Origin of the sequence: Burkholderia humptydooensis (assembly GCF_001513745.1) — a bacterium.
In the GTDB taxonomy this organism is placed as follows: domain Bacteria; phylum Pseudomonadota; class Gammaproteobacteria; order Burkholderiales; family Burkholderiaceae; genus Burkholderia; species Burkholderia humptydooensis.
This window is the reverse complement of sequence record NZ_CP013380.1, coordinates 639,675-660,237: the sequence shown is the minus strand read 5'-3', so window position 1 is coordinate 660,237 and position 20,563 is coordinate 639,675. Positions and strand designations below refer to the sequence as shown.

General features: G+C 67.9%; 21 protein-coding genes. 10 read left to right on the top strand and 11 right to left on the bottom strand.

The genetic code is table 11. The features are described from left to right. Positions 1–90: 90 nt before the first annotated feature. The 11 genes from AQ610_RS03065 to mpl all read right to left on the bottom strand — a co-directional run bounded on the left by AQ610_RS03065 (position 91) and on the right by mpl (position 12,232). On the bottom strand, positions 91–870 hold the full coding sequence (locus tag AQ610_RS03065) for an SDR family oxidoreductase (RefSeq protein ID WP_009913622.1): 780 nt from the start codon (positions 868–870) through the stop codon (positions 91–93). After that, complete coding sequence (locus AQ610_RS03060) at positions 867–1,556, bottom strand: 2-dehydro-3-deoxy-6-phosphogalactonate aldolase (RefSeq protein ID WP_009913623.1); 690 nt, start codon at positions 1,554–1,556, stop codon at positions 867–869. Before AQ610_RS03060 ends, AQ610_RS03065 begins: the two co-directional genes overlap by 4 nt. A 42-nt stretch (positions 1,557–1,598) precedes the next feature. Next, positions 1,599–2,621: a 2-dehydro-3-deoxygalactonokinase gene (locus AQ610_RS03055; protein WP_006025219.1), complete on the bottom strand. Its 1,023-nt coding sequence runs from the start codon at positions 2,619–2,621 to the stop codon at positions 1,599–1,601. Continuing rightward, positions 2,618–3,535 carry an IclR family transcriptional regulator gene (locus AQ610_RS03050; RefSeq protein WP_015601728.1) on the bottom strand — a complete coding sequence of 306 codons (918 nt, stop codon included), beginning with the start codon at positions 3,533–3,535 and terminating at the stop codon, positions 2,618–2,620. Before AQ610_RS03050 ends, AQ610_RS03055 begins: the two co-directional genes overlap by 4 nt. Before the next feature lie 264 nt (positions 3,536–3,799). Continuing rightward, on the bottom strand, positions 3,800–4,201 hold the full coding sequence (locus tag AQ610_RS03045) for an EF-hand domain-containing protein (RefSeq protein ID WP_006025217.1): 402 nt from the start codon (positions 4,199–4,201) through the stop codon (positions 3,800–3,802). An 89-nt stretch (positions 4,202–4,290) separates the two neighbouring features. Further along, positions 4,291–5,925: a S10 family peptidase gene (locus AQ610_RS03040; RefSeq protein WP_006025216.1), complete on the bottom strand. Its 1,635-nt coding sequence runs from the start codon at positions 5,923–5,925 to the stop codon at positions 4,291–4,293. A gap of 453 nt (positions 5,926–6,378) precedes the next feature. Beyond that, positions 6,379–7,149, bottom strand: coding sequence for a monofunctional biosynthetic peptidoglycan transglycosylase (gene mtgA, locus AQ610_RS03035; RefSeq protein ID WP_006025215.1), 771 nt, complete (start codon positions 7,147–7,149; stop codon positions 6,379–6,381). Between the two features lie 20 nt (positions 7,150–7,169). Then, positions 7,170–8,048 (bottom strand): shikimate dehydrogenase, encoded by an 879-nt coding sequence (aroE, locus tag AQ610_RS03030; protein WP_006025214.1) that lies wholly within the window; start codon positions 8,046–8,048, stop codon positions 7,170–7,172. Continuing rightward, complete coding sequence (locus tag AQ610_RS03025; protein ID WP_006025213.1) at positions 8,045–10,138, bottom strand: ribonuclease catalytic domain-containing protein; 2,094 nt, start codon at positions 10,136–10,138, stop codon at positions 8,045–8,047. The genes aroE and AQ610_RS03025 overlap by 4 nt, the downstream gene beginning before the upstream one ends. Positions 10,139–10,253: 115 nt before the next feature. Continuing rightward, entirely contained in the window at positions 10,254–10,823 is a 570-nt protein-coding gene (locus AQ610_RS03020) for a YqiA/YcfP family alpha/beta fold hydrolase (RefSeq protein WP_006025212.1), read from the bottom strand. Beyond that, on the bottom strand, positions 10,820–12,232 hold the full coding sequence (gene mpl / locus AQ610_RS03015; protein WP_006025211.1) for a UDP-N-acetylmuramate:L-alanyl-gamma-D-glutamyl-meso-diaminopimelate ligase: 1,413 nt from the start codon (positions 12,230–12,232) through the stop codon (positions 10,820–10,822). Before mpl ends, AQ610_RS03020 begins: the two co-directional genes overlap by 4 nt. Before the next feature lie 193 nt (positions 12,233–12,425). Between mpl and AQ610_RS03010 the strand changes: the two genes are divergently transcribed. The 10 genes from AQ610_RS03010 (at position 12,426) to AQ610_RS02965 (ending at position 20,558) form a co-directional block, all read left to right on the top strand. Beyond that, complete coding sequence (locus AQ610_RS03010; RefSeq protein ID WP_006025210.1) at positions 12,426–13,082, top strand: hypothetical protein; 657 nt, start codon at positions 12,426–12,428, stop codon at positions 13,080–13,082. Then, positions 13,075–13,635 carry a TlpA family protein disulfide reductase gene (locus tag AQ610_RS03005; RefSeq protein ID WP_043282271.1) on the top strand — a complete coding sequence of 187 codons (561 nt, stop codon included), beginning with the start codon at positions 13,075–13,077 and terminating at the stop codon, positions 13,633–13,635. The genes AQ610_RS03010 and AQ610_RS03005 overlap by 8 nt, the downstream gene beginning before the upstream one ends. Before the next feature lie 195 nt (positions 13,636–13,830). Next, a complete protein-coding gene (aroQ, locus tag AQ610_RS03000) occupies positions 13,831–14,283 on the top strand; it encodes a type II 3-dehydroquinate dehydratase (protein ID WP_006025208.1) in 453 nt (150 codons plus the stop codon). A gap of 66 nt (positions 14,284–14,349) precedes the next feature. After that, on the top strand, positions 14,350–14,823 hold the full coding sequence (gene accB, locus AQ610_RS02995) for an acetyl-CoA carboxylase biotin carboxyl carrier protein (RefSeq protein ID WP_006025207.1): 474 nt from the start codon (positions 14,350–14,352) through the stop codon (positions 14,821–14,823). An 85-nt stretch (positions 14,824–14,908) separates the two neighbouring features. Next, positions 14,909–16,276 carry an acetyl-CoA carboxylase biotin carboxylase subunit gene (accC, locus tag AQ610_RS02990; protein WP_006025206.1) on the top strand — a complete coding sequence of 456 codons (1,368 nt, stop codon included), beginning with the start codon at positions 14,909–14,911 and terminating at the stop codon, positions 16,274–16,276. 2 nt (positions 16,277–16,278) lie between these two features. Beyond that, positions 16,279–17,181 (top strand): 50S ribosomal protein L11 methyltransferase, encoded by a 903-nt coding sequence (gene prmA, locus AQ610_RS02985; protein WP_009913636.1) that lies wholly within the window; start codon positions 16,279–16,281, stop codon positions 17,179–17,181. 47 nt (positions 17,182–17,228) lie between these two features. After that, a complete protein-coding gene (locus AQ610_RS02980; protein WP_043282268.1) occupies positions 17,229–18,446 on the top strand; it encodes a DUF3426 domain-containing protein in 1,218 nt (405 codons plus the stop codon). Between the two features lie 72 nt (positions 18,447–18,518). Continuing rightward, on the top strand, positions 18,519–19,022 hold the full coding sequence (tpx, locus tag AQ610_RS02975) for a thiol peroxidase (protein WP_006025203.1): 504 nt from the start codon (positions 18,519–18,521) through the stop codon (positions 19,020–19,022). 100 nt (positions 19,023–19,122) lie between these two features. Then, positions 19,123–20,061, top strand: a complete 939-nt coding sequence (locus AQ610_RS02970; RefSeq protein ID WP_006025202.1) for a carbohydrate kinase family protein — start codon at positions 19,123–19,125, stop codon at positions 20,059–20,061. 23 nt (positions 20,062–20,084) lie between these two features. Continuing rightward, entirely contained in the window at positions 20,085–20,558 is a 474-nt protein-coding gene (locus tag AQ610_RS02965; RefSeq protein ID WP_006025201.1) for an outer membrane lipoprotein, read from the top strand. The last annotated feature ends 5 nt before the right edge of the window (positions 20,559–20,563 follow it).

Here is a 20,563-nt window from a genome sequence, read left to right as displayed (position 1 = left end):
GGCCGCTTCGTCGTCTCGACGCGGCGCGTGCGACCGTCGCGCGCCGCCTTCGCGCGTATGCGTCCGTCGCGGGCGCACCGCACAAGTGAATCAGTCGTGGTACAGCACCGATCGGCCGCCGTCGATCGTGATGCAGCTCGCGTTGATGAACGGCGCCTCGTCCGACGCGAGGAACACCGCGGTCATCGCGACTTCGTCCGGACGCCCGATCCGCTTCATCGGCTGCAACGCGAGCGTCTCGCGGCGCGCGGCCTCGGGATCGGGCTGCGCGCCCCACCAGTCATGCGTCAACTGCGTCTCGATGTAGCCCGGCGCGATCGCGTTCACGCGCACGTTGCGCGGCGCGTATTCGATGCCGAGCGCGCGCGTGAGGCCCAGCACGCCGTGCTTCGCGACCGGGTACGGAAAGCAGCCCGGGATGATCCTGAACGCGTGCGTCGACGCGATGTTCACGATGCTGCCGCGCCCGCGCTCGACCATGCCCGGCAGCGCCGCGCGGCAGCCGTTCCAGACGCCGTCGAGATCGATCGCGAAGCAGCGCCGCCAGTCTTCGTCGGTGAGCGCGAGCGGATCGCCGAACACGTTGACGCCGGCGTTGTTGACGAGCACGTCGAGCGGACCGAATGCGCGCTCCGTGCGCGCGAGCGCCGCCGCGACCGATTCGGCCCGCGCGACGTCCGTCGGCACCGCGAGCACGCGCGCGTCGGCGGCGTCGCGCGCGATCGCGTCGGCGGTCTCGTCCGCGAGCGCCGCGTCGAGCTCCGCAATCGCGACGGCCGCGCCTTCGCGCACGAACGCGCGTGCGATCGCCGCGCCGATGCCGCGCCCCGCGCCCGTCACGAGGGCGACCTTGCCCGCGAGCCGGTTCACCGCGCCACTCCCTTGCGGGCGATCCGCCATCCGTTGGCGAACGCCCGCGCGCGCGCGGCAGTGACGGCGAGCGCCTGCCCGGGCGCATACAGCGCCGAGCCGAGGCCGAAGCCGTTCGCGCCCGCCGCGAGATACGGGCCCATGTTCTCGGGCGTGATCCCGCCCACCGGCACGAGCGGCACGCGCGCGTCGATCACCGCGCGCCACGCCTTCACGGCCGGCGTGCCGAGCTGCTCGGCGGGAAACATCTTCAGCACGTCCGCGCCGTCCGCGAGCGCGGCGAACGCCTCGGTCGGCGTCGCGACGCCGGGCGCGCATCCGATGCCGAGCGTCTTCGCGCGGCGCACGACGTCGCCGTCCGCATGCGGCATCACGATCAGCTCGCCGCCGGCGCGCACGACTTCGTCGACATATTCGGCGCGCAGCACGGTGCCCGCGCCGACGATCGCGTCGGCGGGCAGCGCGGCGCGCAACGCGGCGATGCTGTCGAACGGATCGGGCGAATTGAGCGGCACCTCGACGATGCGAAAACCCGCGTCGTACAGCGCGGCGCCGTGCGCCGCCGCGTCGGCGGGCGTGACGCCGCGCAGGATCGCGATCAGCGGGCACGCGTCGAACGCGCGCATCAGCGCGCGATGCGGCGCATACGGCGCGGGAAAACGCAGTGCTTCGGCATCCATCGACATCTCATTTCCTCCAGCCACTTCGTGTCGAAACGCGCTTCGCGCCTAGTGCGGCGCGAGGGGCGCGGGCGGCGCGTCGCCCGCCGCGCCGACGAGCCCCGCCTGCACCGCGATGCGCCACAGGCCGCGCTCGGACGCGCGCTCGACGATGCGCGCCCCGCCGCAATCGAATTCGGCGAGCGCGCGGCGGTAGCGGTCGCACAACGCGGCGTCGCCGACGAGGCGCGGCGCGAGCGCCGCGAGCGACGCGCGCTGGCCGTCGAGCAGCGCATCGAGCGCATTCAGCTCGTGACCGATCAGCAGTCCGGACAGATAGTCGCCCTGCGCTTGCGGCGCGAGCTGCCCGGTGAGGCCGAGCGTGCGCGTGCTGAACAGCGTCGCGAGCAATCCTTCGCGGCGCTTGCGCCGCGCGATCCGCACGCCGCGCGCGAATGCGGACCAGTCGGGCGCGTCGCTCGCCCGCATCGTGCGGCCGAGGATCGTGTGCCCGCGCAGCGCGGCGAAAAGCTCGCCCGTCATGTAGGTTCGGAACCATTCGATGCGGCCGCCGCGCACCCACGCCCATTTCGCGTGCGTGCCGGGCAGCCCGATCAGCGCGCCCGCGCGTTCGGCCGCAAGCGACGGCTCGGCCGCGAGCGCGCCGACGATCTGCGTTTCCTCGCCACGCATCACGTCCGGCAGCTCGCCCGGTTCGAGCGCGCCCGGCACGATCGCGAACGCAAAGCCGCGCGCGGTATGAAACCGCACGAGACTCGATGCGAACGTGTCGGCGGCGGCCGGCATCGTCACGTAAGGCGCCTCGCGCCAGCCCTGCGCGCTGCCGACCATGCCGGCCGCGAGCGCGGGCACGTGCGGCGCGCGGTCGAGCCATGCGCCGCATGCTTGCTCGAACGCGGCATCGAACGCCTGCGACGGCGACGCGCCCGGCGCATCGGGCAGGCTCATCACGCCCGCGGCAAGCGCGCGCGTGTCAAGCACCGAGCCGTCGGCGGCGAACAGGTACGCGCGCAGCGATGTCGTACCCCAGTCGAGCCCGATCAGCGCGGGCGTGCTCGCGTGCGCGGTCATCGCTTGATCCGGCGCGTCGCCTGCGGCGCGCTCCAGCCGAGATCGGCCGAAATCGCGCGCGCGCCGCGCTGCACGAGCGGCACGAGCTCGTTCATCCGGTCGAGCGACATATACGGAATCGTGCTCGCGACCGACAGCGCGGCGACGATCGCGCCCGACGCATCGCGCACCGGCGCGGCGACGCAGCGAATCGACGTTTCGTTTTCCTCGAGATCGAACGTGTAGCCGCCCGCCGCATAGTGCGCCATACGCTGCAGGAACGTGCCGACGTCCGGGCGGCGGTCCGGCTTGAAGTTCACGCCCGCGAGCGCGCGCTTCGATGCGTCGAACAGCGAGCGCCACGTATCAGGATCGAGATCGAGCATCATCGCCTTGCCGATTCCCGTCGATGCGAGCGGCATCCGATGGCCGATCCGCGAGCGCATCTCCAGGCCGCGCGTGCCGGGAATCTTGTCGATGTAGAGCACGTCGTCGCCGTCGCGCACGCCGAGATGGATCGTGTCGAGCGTCGCTTGCGCGAGCGCCTCGAGATGCGGGCGCGCGACCGCCGTGAGCGGCATCTGCTCGAGCGCGATCGTGCCGAGCTCGATCAGCTTCGGGCCGAGCAGATAGCCGCCTTGCACCTGGCGCAGATAGCGCGCCTGCACGAGGCTGCTGACGAGGCGGTGCGTCGTGCTGCGCGTCGTGCCGAGCGCGGCGCCGATCGCGCGCATGTCGCGCGCGCCGCCCGCGACCGCCTCGAGAATCGCGAGCCCGCGCAGCAGCGTTTGCGTGCCCGCCTGCTGCGCGGCGAGATCGAGCGGCGTGCTCGTCGCGCCGATGCTGTCGGCGAGCGACGCGTCGGACGTGTCCGACGCGTCGGGATGGACGGCTGTCGCGCCGTTCAAGGCAAGCGTCATGGGCGTTTTGTTCATGGTGCGATGAACTCCGGCGAACCAGACGCGCGCGCCGACGATTTCCGGCGGCCGCGCATCTGCCGAAGCGTTTCGATGTGCTTCGGATTGTAGGAGGGTGCGCTGCAAGCTCCAATATTTGAATGAAGCTCTCATATATTGGGAATCCGGATCATACTCACAAGCCGGCCGCACGCATGAAAAAACGGGCTGAGCCGATTGCCCGGCTGAGCCCGTTCGATGCGCACCCCGTGCTCGCCGTGGGGTTGGCGATGTGCGGTCTGCTTACTTCTGCGTCGCGCTCTGCGATTGGATGTAGCGCTGCACGTCGGAGAACGACACGCGACCGGTATGGTTCGCGTCGATCTGCCTGAAGTTCTTCGCGACGTAGCCGAGGCCCGCAGCCTTCGCCTGCGCTTCGGTCAGGCCCGTATTGTCGACGTCGGCCGCCGCGAACTGGCGTTGCAGCTTGCGCACCACCTGCGCGTGCAGCGCGGCGCCGGACGTCTGCGTGCCGGCCGTCGGCTTGCGCGCGGCCGGTGGCACGTACGGATCGCCGAGTTGCGCCTGCGTATGGCGATCGGATTGCGCATCGCTCGCAGCTTCCTGCGCGAACGCGGTCTGCGTGAAGAGCGCGAGGCCTGCGACAACGAGCGCGGACCAAGCGAATGCCGATTGGATTTTCATGTCAGCTCCGAAGAGAAATGGGATCGTCACGGCCCGCCGCGCGGCGCGTGGGGCGCACGGCGCGGCGGACGCTGCAGCATCGTTCGGCGTCATCGCGCGGCGGGCGTCGCCGCATAGAACGTCGCCAGATCGGCTTTTTCCTGCGGCCGCGACGTATCGTCCAGGTAGACCATGTGCCCGCCCTGGTAGTCCCTGATCGTCAGATTGGGCTGCGCGCCGAGCCGGGCGAGATCGAGCTCCGTCTGATAGAACGGCGTCGCGATGTCGTGATAGCCGTTCAGCGACAGCACCTTCAGCGCGGGATTGAGCGTGAGCGCCGCGGCCAGATCCGGGATCGTGTCGGGCAGAGCGAGGCCGTCGTGGCTCCAGTCCCACGAGGAGATCGCATTGCTCTCCACAGCATAGGCCGATTTCGCCGTGTACTTGAGCACGTTCGGCAAATAGGTGCCGATCGTGTCGGTGAACGGCTTCGTGATGAAGCTGCTCGACGGATCGCCTCCCGATGCGAGCGGACTGTTCGTCGGCACGTTCACGCGCGCGTCGTAGCGGCCGATCAACGTGCCCGGAATCAGCGCGAGCTGATAGCTGTTGTCATACGAAGTCGGCAGCAGGTTGAAGTTCGCGCGCCAGAGCGGCACGGTCGCGCCCGTTGCGTTCGACATCGTCGTGACGAGGCCCGACGACGGCTGCGTGTGGTTCGCGAGATAGGCGTCCACGGCCGGCGAATAGGTGCCTGCCGTCAGCAGACGCATCTCGTCCGCGTACTGCGGCAGGTTCGCCGGGTTCGGATTGTCGAGCTGATAGTACGCGCCGATCGCGCCATAGCTCGGCACGAAGCCCGCGCAGCTCACCGTGCTCGATCCGTTGTTCGAGCTGCCGACGGAATTGCTCGCCATGTCGCAGTTGCTGTTGTAGTTGAGGATCGACGACTGCAGCACGATGCCGTCGAGCTTCACGCCCGCCGTCTCGAGCAGGTTCGCGAGCACGTCGGTGCGCGGCGTGCCGTACGATTCGCCGAACAGGTACTTCGGCGAATCGTTGCGCTGATTCGCCTGCAGATAGCGGATTACGAAATCGCGAAATGCTCCGGCATCCTGATCGACGCCCCAGAACGTCTGGTTCGTGTTCGGCGCGATCGCCTCGGAGAAGCCTGTGCCGATCGCGTCGACGAACACGAGATCGGTCGTGTCGAGAAGCGTTTGCTGGTTGTCGACGAACGGGAACGGCGTCGGGCTGTTCGCGTTCGGATCGCCCGTCACGAGGCGCTTCGGCCCGAACGAGCCGAGATGCAGCCAGACTGTCGACGAGCCGGGGCCGCCGTTGTAGAAGAACGTGACGGGCCGCTTGCCGGGCGGCTGGCTGTCTGCCGTGTACGCGACGTAGAAGAACGACGCTTCTGCGGCGCCGCTTTGCGGGTTGCGCGCGGTCAGGTGGCCCGCGGTCGCGGTGTAGTTGATCGCCTTGCCGTTCACCGTGATCTGATGATGCGTGATCGCCGCGTTCTCGGTCACGGCGGAGGGCGACAGCGAAGCGCTCGCACTCGACGAATAACGGTTGGGATCCCGATAGGGTTTGTCTGCGCCGGACGAGGCGTCGATGCTGGTCGAACTGTCCGCGTTCGCGGCGGCGCTCGCGCTCGAACCGGCGTCATCTCCATTGCACGCTGCGACGAGCAGCGAAGAGAATACTGCGGCTAATAACAGCTTCGTTTTACGTGCTGGCATAGTCGTTTTCCTTCTCTCATGTTGTTTTCCTGAGCAGCCGGATAGGCGCCCCCACCTTGCTCGATCGGCCCGATAAGCCACGGCGTCGGCCAATATACGCGACAAGTTCCGATTTGAAAAATGGCGAAACATTTGAAAGAAACACGGCTTACTTTATTCTTTCAGGCGCGATTTCCCATTTGAATGGAATCAGCGTGGAATCGGCTTTGGAACGGCGTTTTGTGAATTCCATTGCACCCAAACCCGCAGTCAGACGGATTTTTTATTGCTCGATTCGCACTGCGACGCAGAATTGATCTGGCAATCGAAATAAATCAGGGAATTACCCGAATTCCGGACGTATCGATTTTGAAAGATTTGTGGAAAGCGCGAATATCGGGATGATGCGCCGCAAGAAAGCACGCGCCCGGTCGGCAAGCGCGCATGCGGCGAGCGAGCGCGCCGCGGCCGCGCTCACTGCGACGCGGGCAATTCCGCCGCGCCCATCCGCCGCGCGATCACGCCCGCGCGCTGCGCGAGGTAAGGCGAGCCGCGGTGCATATCGAAATACTTCGGATTCGGCAGCATCACCGCGAGCCGCGCCGATTGCCAGGCGGAAAGCCGGCTCGCGGGAATCCGGTAGTAGTACTGCGCGGCGGCCTCCGCACCGTACACGCCGCGGCCGAACTCGACCGAGTTCAGGTAGATCTCGAAGATGCGCTCCTTGTCGAGCAGCGTTTCGAGCATCCACGTGATGATGAGCTCCTGCCCCTTGCGGATGTAGCTGCGCTCGCCGGACAGGAACAGATTGCGCGCGAGCTGCTGCGTGATCGTCGAGCCGCCCGACACGATGCGGCCGCGCGCGCGGTTCTTCTCCCACGCCTGCAGGATCGCGTCCACTTCGTAGCCCGAATTGTTCGCGAAATCGGCGTCTTCGGACGCGATCACCGCGCGCTTCAGGTTCCGCGAGATCCTGTCGTATGGCACCCACCGATGCCGGATCGCCGCCGCGGGCTGCGCGCTCGACAAGCGCCACGCGTCCGCGCGCATGAACGCGCTCGAACCCGGATCGAGCACCGACCACATCGCGATCTGCGCGACGTAATAGAGCTGCGTCGCGAGCCACGCGCCCGCAAACACGCCGCCCGCATACGCGAGCCAGCGCGCGACGCCGCGCTTGCGCGCGCGAGTCGCGCCGCGCGCCGGCGCGTAGCCCGGACCGGGCGAAACGGGACTGTTGCGCATCCCGCCTTCGCCTCTCGCGCTCAGTGCGCCGCGGACGCCGCGAGGGCGGCGCGCAGCGCGGCGAGCACAGGCGCGCCGTCGGGCCGCACGCCGCGCCAGAGGTGGAACGATTCCGCCGCCTGCTCGACGAGCATTCCGAGCCCGTCCGACGCGCGCGCGCCGAGCGTCGCCGCATGCTCCATGAAGACGGTCGGACGCGTGCCGTACATCATGTCGTACGCGAGCGTCGCCGGACCGAACGCCGCGGCGTCGCACTCGGGCAGCGCCGCGTCGAGGCTGCCCGCCGTCGCGTTGACGATCACGTCATACGGCTCGCGCGCGACCCGCTCGGGCCCGCCGCCCGCGAGCACGCAGCCCGCGTCGTGTGCCGCTTGCGTGAACTGGCCGACGAGTTCTTCCGCCTTGCTCGCGGTCCGGTTGACGATCGTGAGCGACGCGGGCCCGCGCTCGAGCATCGGCAGCACGACGCCGCGCGCCGCGCCGCCCGCGCCGAGCAGCAGGATTCGCGCGCCCGTCAGGCTCACGCCAAGATTCGTCTCGATGTCGCGCACGAGGCCGACGCCGTCGGTGTTGTCGCCGAAGATGCCGTCTGCGTCGAAGCGCAGCGTGTTGACCGCGCCCGCCGCCGCCGCGCGCGGCGACAGCGTATCGGCAAGCGCATAGGCCTCGAGCTTGAACGGCACGGTGACGTTCACGCCGCGCCCGCCCTGCGCGATGAATTCGCGCACCGCGGCCGAGAAGCCGTCGAGCGGCGCGAGCAGATGCGTGTATTCGATTGCCTCGCCCGTCTGTTCGGCGAAACGCGAATGGATGAACGGCGATTTGCTGTGCGCGATCGGATTGCCGATCACCGCGTAGCGATCGCGCGCGCGCGCTGCCGATTCGACGGTCGTGCTCATTTCGATTGTTCCTCACCGTTCGCCGGCGATTCGCCATTGCCATTGCCATTGCCGTCGCCGCTCGCCGCGCCGCCCGCCTCGGCGAGCGCCTCCGCTTCGCTTTCCGCCGATACGTCGGCGGCGTCGAGCAGCACGTCGTCGGCTGCGTCGGCGTCATCGTCGTCGGCCGGCTCGCCACTCGACACCGTCGGCGCGTCGAGCACGCTCACGAGCCGCACCGACGCCTCGATCGTCAATTCGTCGACCGACATCACGTCGAGCAGCACCCGCGTGCCGCGCGCATGCACGCCGAGCGCGGGCACGTGCAGCAGCAGCGGCACTTCGTCGAGGCGCACGAGATCGCCCTTCACGACGGCCGCGCTCACCTGCTTGCGGCCTTCCTGCTTGATCCAGCGCAGGCACCAGAAATACTCCATCCGGCGCTGGTGATCGGCGTAGGCGGCGTACGTGTCGTCGAAGCCCTGCACGACCGCGTACAGATCCGCGTCCTTCTGCTTGAACGGCGCGGCGAGCTTCGCGGTCACGCCGTGCTGCACGCACGCGAGCAACTGCCACTGGTTGACGAGGTCGACGTAGCGGCGCAGCGGCGACGTGCTCCATGCGTACTGCGGCACGCCGAGCCCCTCGTGCGGCGCGGCGCTCGTCTGCATCCGCGTGCGCTTCGGCCCGCTCGGCATGCCGAACGCGCGCTGCGTCCGGTAGATGCCGGGCACGCTGTGATCGTGCAGGAACGCGCCCCACGTCGAGTTCGCGAGAATCGCGAGCTCGGACACGATCAGATCGAGCGGCGAGCCGCGCCGGCGCGGCGTGATCGATACGTGCTCGCCTTCGACGTAGAAGTTGTAATCGGTGTTGCGCTGCGCTTCGCGCCTGAGCCCGTAGCCCGCGCGCGCGACCTGGCGCCGCTCGAAGAGCGCCTGCGCGAGCGGCCAGAGCACCGCGATGTCGTCCTTGTGCGGATAGTCGCCCGCGCCCGCGGCGAGCGCGTCCTCGGTGACGAGCTCGTCGAGCGTGTTGTGCCGCAGGTTGCTCTTCACGTAGACGAATTCGGCGCGCGTCTCGTTCGCGACGATCTCCTGCGTGTCGCGCTTCACGATGATGTACAGCGACAGCGCCGGACGGTAGTCGCCCTCCTTCAGCGTGAACACGTCGACGACGTCGTCCGGCAGCATCGTGATCTTGTCGCCCGGCATGTAGACGGTCGACAGCCGCGCGCGCGCGATCGCATCGACCGCGTCGCCGCGCGCGACGCCGAGCGCGGGCGCCGCGATGTGCACGCCGATCCGCACGCGTCCGTCGGACAGATGCTCGACGGAGAACGCGTCGTCGATCTCGGTCGTCGTGATGTCGTCGATCGAGAATGCGTTGACGTCCGCGCGCGGCAGGTCGTCGGGCAGCTTGCCGACCGTGACGGACGGAAAGCTCGTGCCGTGCGGGAAGTATTCGGCGAGGAAGCGCGCCTCGTGCAGCGCGCGCGCCGACGGAATGCCGCCGCAGTCGAGCATCAGCCGCGCGCTCGACACGCCGCGCGCGAGCGCCGCCGCGTCGAGCGCCTTGTATTCGATCGAATTCTTGTCCGGCTTCGTCAGCAGGCCGAGCGCCTTGCCCGCGAACGCATCGGGCAGCCTGCCCGCCTTCAGCTCCTCTTCGTAGCCGGCCTGCACGAGCGCCTGCTGGCGCTTGCGCTCGAGCGCGGCGAGCGCCATCTTCAGTTGCTCTTCGGGCGCGCGCTGATACTGGCCGCGTCCCTTGCGGCGAAAATAGACGGGCGCGCCGTGCAGGCGCAGCACGAGCGCCGCGCGTTCGACGGGGCCATAGCTCGCGCCGAAATATTCGTCGGCGAGCGTCGCGTACGCGAATTCCTCGGCGGGCGCGCACTCCCACAGAAAGTCCAGGTCGATCTGCTGGGCGGCTTCGTCCGCCTGCTGCATCAGTTCGCCCGCCGCGGGTTTCTCGAATTCAATCAGCACGTCCTTCGCGCGCACCTTCGCGCGCCGGCCGCCCGGCAATTCGACCTGAAACGCGTCGCCCTGGCGCGACAGCACGCTGCCCGCCTTGAAACTGCCCGATTCCTCGAAGAAAACGTTCACTCAGTACTCTCGTCTTTCGTTCAGACTTCCGCGCGCCGCGCTTCGCTTCGGAAGCCGTCGACGCCGCGTGTGGTGTATAGGGTGCCGCGCGCCGGATCTCGCATCCGGCGCCGGGCTATCCGGCGTCGCAAAATGCAAGAACGTCGTCGATATAGTCGGCAAATTCGCTGATCCCGTGATCGCTGCCTTCGATGACGCGGGTTCGCGCGCCTGGATAGCGCGCGAGCATGTCGTGGTAGTCGAGCACTTCGTCGCCCGTCGCCGCGAACAGATAGTAGCGCTCGGGCCGCGAGATCGCCGCGACATGCAGCGCGTTCAGCTCGTCCAGGTGACGCGGCTCGACGACGATCGTGCCGCCGCCGTGCCACAGCGGCTGCTCGCCCAGATGGCGGCGCAGGTCGCGCTGCGGCTGCGTCGCGGGATTCAGCAGCACCGCGCGCCAGCCGTGCTTTTCCGCTAGCCATGTCGCGTAATAGCCGCCGAGCGAGCTGCCGATCACGGTGACGCCGTGCGCCGGCGCGCCGGCGACTTCCGCCTCGGCGGCAGCGACGGCGTCGAGCGGCGCGACCGACAGCATCGGGCAGCGCCATTCGTCCGCGCGGCCGAGCTCGGCGAGCCGCGCGGCCAGCGCGCGCGCCTTGAACGACTGCGGCGACGAACGAAAGCCGTGCAGATACAGGATCACGCGCCGCTCCGGGCCGGCGCCGCGCCGCCGCGCACGGACAGCGCATCGAGCAGCTTCTGGTGGACGCCGCCGAAGCCGCCGTTGCTCATCACAAGCACGTGGTCGCCCGGCCGCGCCGACGCCGCCACGGCCTTCACGAGCGTGTGCAGGTCGTCGAACGCGCGCGCCTTGTCGCCGAGCGGCGCGAGCGCGTCGCGCAGGTTCCAGCCGAGCGCGTCGCGGCCGGTCGGCGCGCCGTAGCCGAACACGAGATCGGCGTCGGCGAGGCTCGCCGGCAGTTGCGCCTTCATCACGCCGAGCTTCATCGTGTTCGATCGCGGCTCCAGCACCGCGAGGATGCGGGTGTTTTCGCAGCCGATGCGCGCGCGAAGCCCGGCGATCGTCATTTCGATCGCGGTCGGGTGGTGGGCGAAATCGTCATAGACGGTCACTCCGTCGACGCTGCCGCGCACCTCCATCCGGCGCTTGACGTTACGGAACGTCGCGAGCGCGGCGGCCGCCTGCGCGGGCGGCACGCCGACGTGACGCGCGGCGGCGATCGCTGCGAGCGCATTCAGCCGGTTGTGCTCGCCCTGCACGTGCCAGCCGACGACGCCGACGCGCTCGCTGCGCCAATACACGGCGAAACGCTCGTCGACCGGCACGCCGTCCTCCGCAGGCAGCGCCTGCCAACCGCCGTCGACACCGAAACGCTCGACATCGCTCCAGCAGCCGCGCGACAGCACGCGCTCGAGCGCGTCTTCGCGGCCGTTCGTCACGAGCCGGCCGACGCCCGGCACCGTGCGCACCAAATGGTGGAATTGCGTCTCGATCGCAGCGAGATCCGGAAAGATATCAGCATGATCGAATTCGAGATTGTTCAGGATCGCGGTCCGCGGCCGATAATGGACAAACTTCGAACGCTTGTCGAAGAACGCTGTGTCGTATTCGTCCGCCTCGATCACGAAGAAGCTCGAATCGGTCAGCCGTGCGGACACGCCGAAGTTCAGCGGCACGCCGCCGATCAGGAAGCCCGGATTCAGGCCGGCGTCTTCGAGCATCCATGCGAGCATCGAACTCGTTGTCGTCTTGCCGTGCGTGCCGGCGACAGCGAGCACCCACTTACCTGCGAGCACGTGCTCGCCGAGCCATTGCGGACCGGACACATACGGCAGCCCCCGATCGAGGATTACCTCCATCAGCGGGTTGCCGCGCGACACCACGTTGCCGATCACGAACAGATCGGGCTTCAAGTCGATCTGTTCGGCGCCGTAGCCCTCGATCAACTGGATGCCCTGCGCCTCGAGCTGCATGCTCATCGGCGGATAGACGCCCGCGTCGCAGCCGGTCACGGTATGGCCCGCCGCGCGGGCGAGCACGGCGAGACCGCCCATGAAGGTGCCGCAGATGCCGAGAATGTGGATATGCATAGAGCTTCGCGCCGCGTGGGCGTAGTCGAATCGGAGGCCGGCCGCACGTCGCGCCGGTTGCCGGAAAAACATCCGCGGCGCGGCGCGCGCGCCGCCGCGCAAAGGGGGCTATTGTAACTGACACCCCCGACGCGAACGACGGTTGACGCAACCGCCGGGTCGCTCGGCACCGATCTAGTATGATTGCCGGATCATGTCTCGCAAAACCCTACTCGATCCGCGACGCGTACGTGACGAAATCGCGCTCGCCGCGGCACGCCTGATCGCCGAAGACGGGCTCGACTACGCCGGCGCAAAGCGCAAGGCCGCCCGCCAGGTGCTCGGCGACAGCCGAATTGCAGGCGAATGGCTGCCAGATAACGACCAGATCGAGGAAGAACTGCACGAATACCTCGCGCTGTTCCAGAGTGACACGCAGCCGGCCGAACTGCGGCGGCTGCGTGTCATCGCGCTCGCGTGGATGGAGCGGCTCGCGGCGTTCAATCCGTACGTCGCGGGCGCCGTGCTGAACGGCACGGCGAACGCGCATTCCGACATCCATCTGCAGACCTTCTGCGACAACCACAAGGATCTCGCGATCTACCTGCTGAACCAGAACATCCAGTACGACGTATCCGAAACCCGCCACTTCGCGGGGCGCAGCGACGTCGAGACGCTCAGCTTCCTGTGGCGCGAAGCGCGCGGCGCGGAACCCGTCGGCATTCACGTCGCACTGTATACAAGCGACGACCTGCGCGGCGCCGTGAAGGCGGACGCCCGCGGCCGTCTGTCACGGGCCGATGCGCAAGCGCTGCGCGCGCTCGTCGGCGCGCCGCCGTCCTCACCAACCGAATCCCGAACCGATGAATAGCAAAGGAATTTTCGCAGGCGTCGTGATCGCGGCCGTCGCGATCGCGGGCGGCCTCGCCGCCGGCCACTGGGCGCGCGGCAACGCGGCGGGCGGCGCGCCAGCGGGCACGCCGGCCGGCGCACCCGCCGCGGGCAACGCGGTCGACACGCTCTGGGCCGCGTCGTATCCGAACGTCGACGGCAAGCCGCAGCGGCTCGCGGCATTCAAGGGCCAGAAACTCGTCGTCAATTTCTGGGCGTCGTGGTGCGGCCCCTGCGTCGAGGAGATGCCCGAGCTCGTGAAGCTGTCGCGGGAATACGAGAAGAAAGGCGTGCATTTCGTCGGAATTGGTGTCGATTCCGAGCAGAACGTGAAGAATTTCCTGAAAAAGGTACCCGTCGATTATCCGATCGTCGTCAGCGGTTATGCGGGTGCAGATCTGGCCCGAAATTTCGGCAATACCGCCGGGGCGCTACCTTTCACCGTCGTCATCGATGAAACCGGTAAGGTTCGCGAGGCAAAATTGGGGCAAATCCATCCGGATGAGCTGAAACGCACGCTCGACACGCTCTGATCGGGGCCGACCGGCTGCCGGACGTTGACAGAATTTGAAATCTGATTAGCACCAAATTGCATGACGTTGGCAGATTCTGGCCGCGCGAACACGCCGATGCGCGCTCGCCGGCGCACTCGTCCATTCGGCAAAACTAGACAAATTTCTCTAATTGGCGATAAAGTTCGCGCAATTCCGCAGAAAAAGAAGCGACCTATGACACGATTGCTGGTGCTGCACGGCCCCAACCTGAACCTTCTCGGCACCCGGGAACCGGAGGTGTACGGCCGCGTGACGCTCGAGCAGATCGATCAGGCGCTGGCCGCGCGGGCGCAGGAGGCAGGCGTCGAACTCGAGTCGTTCCAGAGCAACCACGAGGGCGCGCTCGTCGATCGCGTCCAGGCGGCGAGAAACGACGGCACCGAGTTCATCCTGATCAATCCAGCCGCGTATACGCATACGAGCATCGCGATCCGGGACGCGCTCGCGGGCGTCGGGATTCCGTTCGTCGAGATTCATCTGTCGAACGTGCACCGGCGCGAGCCGTTCAGGCATCACTCCTATTTCTCCGATCAGGCCGAAGGCGTGATTTGCGGCCTCGGCTGGAAAGGTTATCTGTACGCGCTCGAATACGCGCTCGACAAGCTGCAAGGCGCGTCGCGCGGCTGATTTTCAAGAACTCGATTCAGCGCCGGTCCCGAACCGGCGTTTCACGTATTGAAAGGGGAACTCCCGATGGACCTTCGCAAGCTGAAAACTCTGATCGACCTCGTCTCCGAATCCGGCATCTCCGAGCTGGAAGTCACCGAAGGCGAAGGCAAGGTGCGCATCGTCAAGAACGCACCGCCGGTCTATGTGCAGCCGTCGGCCGGCTTCGCGCCGCAAGTGAGCGCCCCCGCCCCCGTCCTGACGGTGCCGACCGAAGGCGCGCTTGCCGCGGCACCCGCCGCAGCACCCGCGGCCGCCGCGCCGCAAGGCCACGTCGTGACGTCGCCGATGGTCGGCACGTTCTACCGCGCGCCGTCGCCGGGCGCCGATCCGTTCGTCCAGGTCGGCGACACGGTGAAGGAAGGCCAGACGCTCTGCATCATCGAAGCGATGAAGCTGCTGAACGAAATCGAGTCGGACAAGGCCGGCGTCATCAAGGAAATTCTCGTCGAGAATGGCCAGGCCGTCGAATACGGCCAGCCGCTTTTCGTGATCGGCTAAGACCCGCCGCGCGGCGCGCCCGTCAGCGACGCCGCTCCTCTCAAGGCGCGCGCTCGCGCGTCCATCGAAGAGACGAATACTCGCTATGTTTGAAAAAATCCTCATTGCCAACCGCGGGGAAATCGCGCTGCGCATTCAGCGCGCGTGCCGCGAGCTCGGCGTCAAGACGGTAGTCGTCTATTCCGAGGCCGACAAGGAAGCCAAGTACGTGAAGTTAGCCGACGAAGCGGTCTGTATCGGCCCCGCTCCGTCGAATCTGAGCTACCTGAACATGCCGGCCCTGATCAGCGCGGCCGAAGTCACCGACGCCGAGGCGATCCACCCGGGCTACGGCTTCCTGTCGGAGAACGCCGATTTCGCCGAGCGCGTCGAGCAGTCGGGCTTCACGTTCATCGGTCCGCGCCCGGACACGATCCGCATGATGGGCGACAAAGTCACCGCGAAACAGACGATGATCCGCACCGGCGTGCCTTGCGTGCCGGGCTCGGACGGCGCGTTGCCGGACGACCCGAAGGAGATCGTGAAAATTGCACGCTCGATCGGCTATCCGGTGATCATCAAGGCGGCGGGCGGCGGCGGCGGACGCGGGATGCGCGTCGTCCACACCGAGGCGGCGCTCGTGAACGCGGTCAACATGACGCGCGAGGAAGCGGGCCGCGCGTTCGGCAATCCGCAGGTCTACATGGAGAAGTTCCTCGAAAATCCGCGCCACATCGAGATTCAGGTGCTCTCCGATTCGCACAAGAACGCGGTCTGGCTCGGCGAGCGCGACTGCTCGATGCAGCGCCGTCACCAGAAGGTGATCGAGGAAGCGCCCGCGCCCGGCATCGCGCGCCGCCTGATCGACCGGATCGGCGACCGCTGCGCGGACGCGTGCAAAAAGATGGGCTATCTCGGCGCGGGCACGTTCGAGTTCCTCTACGAGAACAACGAGTTCTACTTCATCGAGATGAACACGCGCGTGCAGGTCGAGCATCCGGTGACGGAGCTGATCACGGGCGTCGACATCGTCCAGGAACAGATCAGGATCGCGGCGGGCGAGAAGCTGTCGGTCCGCCAACGCGACATCCAGTTCCGCGGCCACGCGATCGAGTGCCGGATCAACGCCGAAGATCCGTTCAAGTTCACGCCGTCGCCGGGCCGGATCACGTCGTGGCACACGCCGGGCGGCCCCGGCATCCGCGTCGATTCGCACGCGTACAATGGATATTTCGTTCCGCCCAACTACGATTCGATGATCGGCAAGCTGATCGCCTACGGCGCGACGCGCGAGCAGGCGATCAACCGGATGCGCATCGCGCTGTCGGAAATGGTGGTCGAAGGCATCCTGACCAACATCCCGCTGCATCGCGAACTGATGCTCGACTCGAAATTCGTCGAAGGCGGCCCCAGCATCCACTATCTCGAGAACCGGCTCGCGCAGAAGCTGCAGGCCGCGCCGGAAGAAGCGTGATCATGAGCTATCGGGAACTCGTCGTCGAGCTGCCCCGCGAGCGCGCGGAGGCACTGTCCGACGCGCTCGTCGAGTTGGGCGCGCTGTCGGTGTCCGTGGAAGACGCCGACGCCGACACTCCGGACGAGCAGCCGCTCTTCGGCGAACCGGGCCTCGTGCCCGAGCGCACCGCGTGGCAGCATTCGCGCGTGATCGCGCTCGTCGAGGCGACTCAGGATCCCGCGGTGCTGCTCGCCGCCGCCGCGAACGAAGCCGGCCTCGACGAAACGCCGCGCTTCGAGCTGCGCGAAGTCGAAGAGCAGGACTGGGTGCGGCTCACGCAATCGCAATTCGACCCGATCCACATCGGCGAGAAGATCTGGGTCGTACCGTCGTGGCACGACGCGCCGGAGCCCGACGCGCTCGTGCTCGAGCTCGATCCGGGCCTCGCGTTCGGCACGGGCAGCCATCCGACGACGCGCCTTTGCATGGAATGGCTCGAGCAGACCGTGCAACCCGGCCAGACGGTGCTCGATTACGGCTGCGGCTCGGGCATTCTCGCGATCCTCGCGAAGAAGTGCGGCGCGGGCAGCGTGACCGGCATCGACATCGATCCGCAAGCGGTCGAAGCGGCGCGCCAGAACAGCGAGCGCAATCGCACCGACGTCGCGTACGGTCTGCCCGGCGACTGCCCCGACGGCGAATTCGACATCGTCGTCGCGAACATCCTGTCGAATCCGCTGAAGCTGATGGCGTCGATGCTTGCGTCGAAGGTGAGGCCGGGCGGGCGCATCGCGCTGTCGGGCGTGCTTGCGCGGCAGGCGGACGAAGTCGCGAGCGTCTACGCCCGCTATATCGATATCGCCGTCTGGCGCGAACACGAAGGTTGGGTATGCCTCGCCGGAACTCGGCGCGAAAGCCATTAGAATAAGCGCTGTCCTTCACTCAGGCCCCGCTGGCTGCCCGGCTGACCATGCTCCTCGCGACGCGCTGCCCTCATTGTGAAACCGTCTTCCGATTGCAGCGGGAACAGCTTGCGCTGCACGACGGTCTCGTGCGCTGCGGCCATTGCCAGCAAGTGTTCGACGCGGCGCGCGCGCTCGTGCCCGCCGAGCCGGAAGCGGCTGCTGCGCAAGCGGCGCCGCGCACGCCGGAGCAGCAGCCGGCGCTGCAGCGCCTGTTCGACGCGACGTCTCCCGATCGCCGCCCGCTCGAAGCAGGCCATCGCGATTTCACACCAGGCGCCTGGGACATGTGGGGCCCCTGGCTCGACGGCGCGGTCGATCCGAAGCTGCAGATGACGAGCGCGAGCGCCGCAGCCGGCGTCGCGGTCGCAGCGCATGCGGGCGCGGACGAAACGCCCGAAGCGCAGGCCGCCGCAACGCCCGAAGCCGATCTGCCCACCGCCCGCGCTCGCGAATTTCCTCTTCCGCCGCGCCCGACGCTCGATCGCGACCTCGATCGAGGCGCGACCGCGCAACACGAGCCCGATCCCGCGCGCACATTCGCCCCGCTGCCCGGCGACGCGATCGAACCCGTACTCGCATCGCCCGCGGCCGCCGCGCTCGCCGGAATCCCTCACGATCGCGAGCCGCACTTCGGCTCAGCCGCGCCGTCCCGAGCGGATGCCGAGCCGTTCGCCGCGGCGCCCGAGACCGACAACCGCGAGCATTTCGCGATGACCCGCGAAACGCGGACGAACGCCGCGCGCGGCGGCTTCGCGCGCGCGCTCGGCGCGATCGTCGCCCTGGCGCTCGCGGCGCTGCTCGCCGCACAACTCGCGTGGTGGCAACGCGAAACGATCACGATCTACTGGCCGTCGACCGAGCCGCTCTTCAAAGAGGCGTGCGCGACGCTCGGCTGCACGGTCACGCCGCCGCGCGCAATCGACGGCCTGCGGCTCGACGCATCCGACCTGCGCCAGCTCGACGGCCCGCGCCTTCTCGAGCTGAAGGTGCCGCTCACGAACCGCTACCGCGTCGCGCTTGCCTATCCGTCGATCGAGCTCACGCTGCTCGACGAAGCGAACAACATCACCGCACGCCGCGTGCTCGCGCCGCGCGACTACGCGCGCCCCGGCACGCGCGTCGAAGCAGGCATGCCCGCCGGCGCGACCCAGACGATGATCGTCCGGATCGACACGGACGACATCGCCGCATCGAACTTCCGCGTGCAGATCTTTTATCCGTAACGCGCCGCAACGCGCGCGCGGCCTCGGCCTCAACCCTTGCGCCGCATCGGCGCACACACTTGGAGCACGAACATGAGCAAAGTCACGCTGGGCGGCAACCCGATCGACATCGCCGGCACGTTCCCCGCAGCCGGCTCGCAGGCGCCCGATTTCAAGCTGGTCGGCAAGGACCTCGCCGACGTGTCGCTCGCGACCTTCGCGGGCAAGCGCAAGGTGCTGAACATCGTCCCGAGCCTCGACACGCCGACCTGCGCGACGTCGACTCGCAAGTTCAACGAAGCGGCGAGCAAGCTCGACAACACGGTCGTCGTCGTCGTGTCGGCGGACCTGCCGTTCGCCGCGACCCGCTTCTGCACGGCGGAGGGCCTCGCGAACGTCGTCACCGCGTCGACGTTCCGAGGCGGCCGCGCGTTCGCCGACGCATACGGCGTGAACGTGACGAGCGGCCCGCTCGACGGCCTGACCGCGCGCGCGGTCGTCGTGATCGACGAGAACGACAAGGTGACGCACACCGAGCTTGTCGGCGAGATCAAGGACGAGCCGGACTACGACGCCGCGCTCGCCGCACTGAAATAAGCCGCACCGAACGGCCGCGGCGCGCCGCGCCCGCCTGCCGCGCGGCGGGCGAAAGACGCGCTGCGGCCGCCCTCTCACCTTCTCTACAGGAACGCACACCTTGGCTACGCTGATTTGCGGTTCGATCGCCTACGACAACATCATGACCTTCGAAGGGCGCTTTCGCGAGCACATCCTGCCCGACCAGGTGCACCTCATCAATCTGAGCTTCCTCGTGCCGACGATGCGTCGCGAATTCGGCGGCTGCGCTGGCAACATCGCGTACGCGCTGAATCTGCTCGGCGGCGACGCACGGATGATGGGCACGCTCGGCGCGGTCGACGCGCAGCCGTACCTCGATCGCATGGATGCGCTCGGCCTGTCGCGCGAACACGTGCGCGTGCTGCCCGACACGTATTCGGCGCAGGCGATGATCACGACCGATCTCGACAACAACCAGATCACCGCATTCCACCCGGGCGCGATGATGCAGTCGCACGTGAATCATGCGGGCGAGGCGAAGGGCATCAAGCTCGCGATCGTCGGCCCGGACGGCTTCCAGGGGATGGTCCAGCATACCGACGAGCTTGCGCAGGCTGGCGTGCCGTTCATCTTCGATCCGGGCCAGGGCTTGCCTCTCTTCGACGGCGCCACCTTGCGCCGCAGCATTGAACTTGCGACTTACATTGCTGTCAACGATTACGAAGCCAAGCTGGTGTGCGACAAGACGGGTTGGTCCGAAGACGAAATCGCCAGCCGGGTTCAGGCGCTCATCATCACGCGCGGCGAGCACGGTGCGACGATCCGTCACCGCGACGGCGAAGAGCAGATTCCGGCCGTGCACGCGGAACGGGTCATCGATCCGACCGGCTGCGGCGACGCGTTCCGCGGCGGCTTGCTGTACGGGATCGAGCACGGCTTCGACTGGGCGACGACGGGGCGCCTCGCGAGCCTGATGGGCTCGCTGAAGATCGCGCACCAGGGGCCGCAGACGTACGCGCCGACCCGCGCGGAAATCGATTCACGCTTCGAGACCGCGTTCGGCTACAGTCCAAAGTGAATCTTGTTTGGAGAAGATGAAACATGTTGACCAGGAAAACCCTCACGCTCGCCGCGATGCTGACCGCGACGGTGACGCTCGCCGGCTGCTTCACGCCGCCGGGTTCCGCCGACGTCTATAGCGCCGGCCAGGCGCAGCGCGAACAGACCGTGCGGATGGGCACGGTCGAAAGCGTCCGCGCGGTGCGGATTCAGGGCGACGGCGGCGGCAGCGCGCTCGGCACGCTCGGCGGCGGCGCGCTCGGCGCGGTCGCCGGCAGCGCGATCGGCGGCGGCCGCGGCTCGGTGCTGACCGCGATCGCGGGCGGCCTCGCCGGCGCGGTGGCCGGCAATGCGGTCGGCCAGGGCCTCAGTTCGGCGAACGGCGTCGAAATCACCGTGCGCCTCGACAACGGCGACCTGCGCTCGATCACGCAAGCGGCCACGCCCGAAGTGTTCCGCGCGGGCGAACGCGTGCGACTGCTGTCGAGCGGCGGCGTGACCCGCGTCACGCACTGATCGAT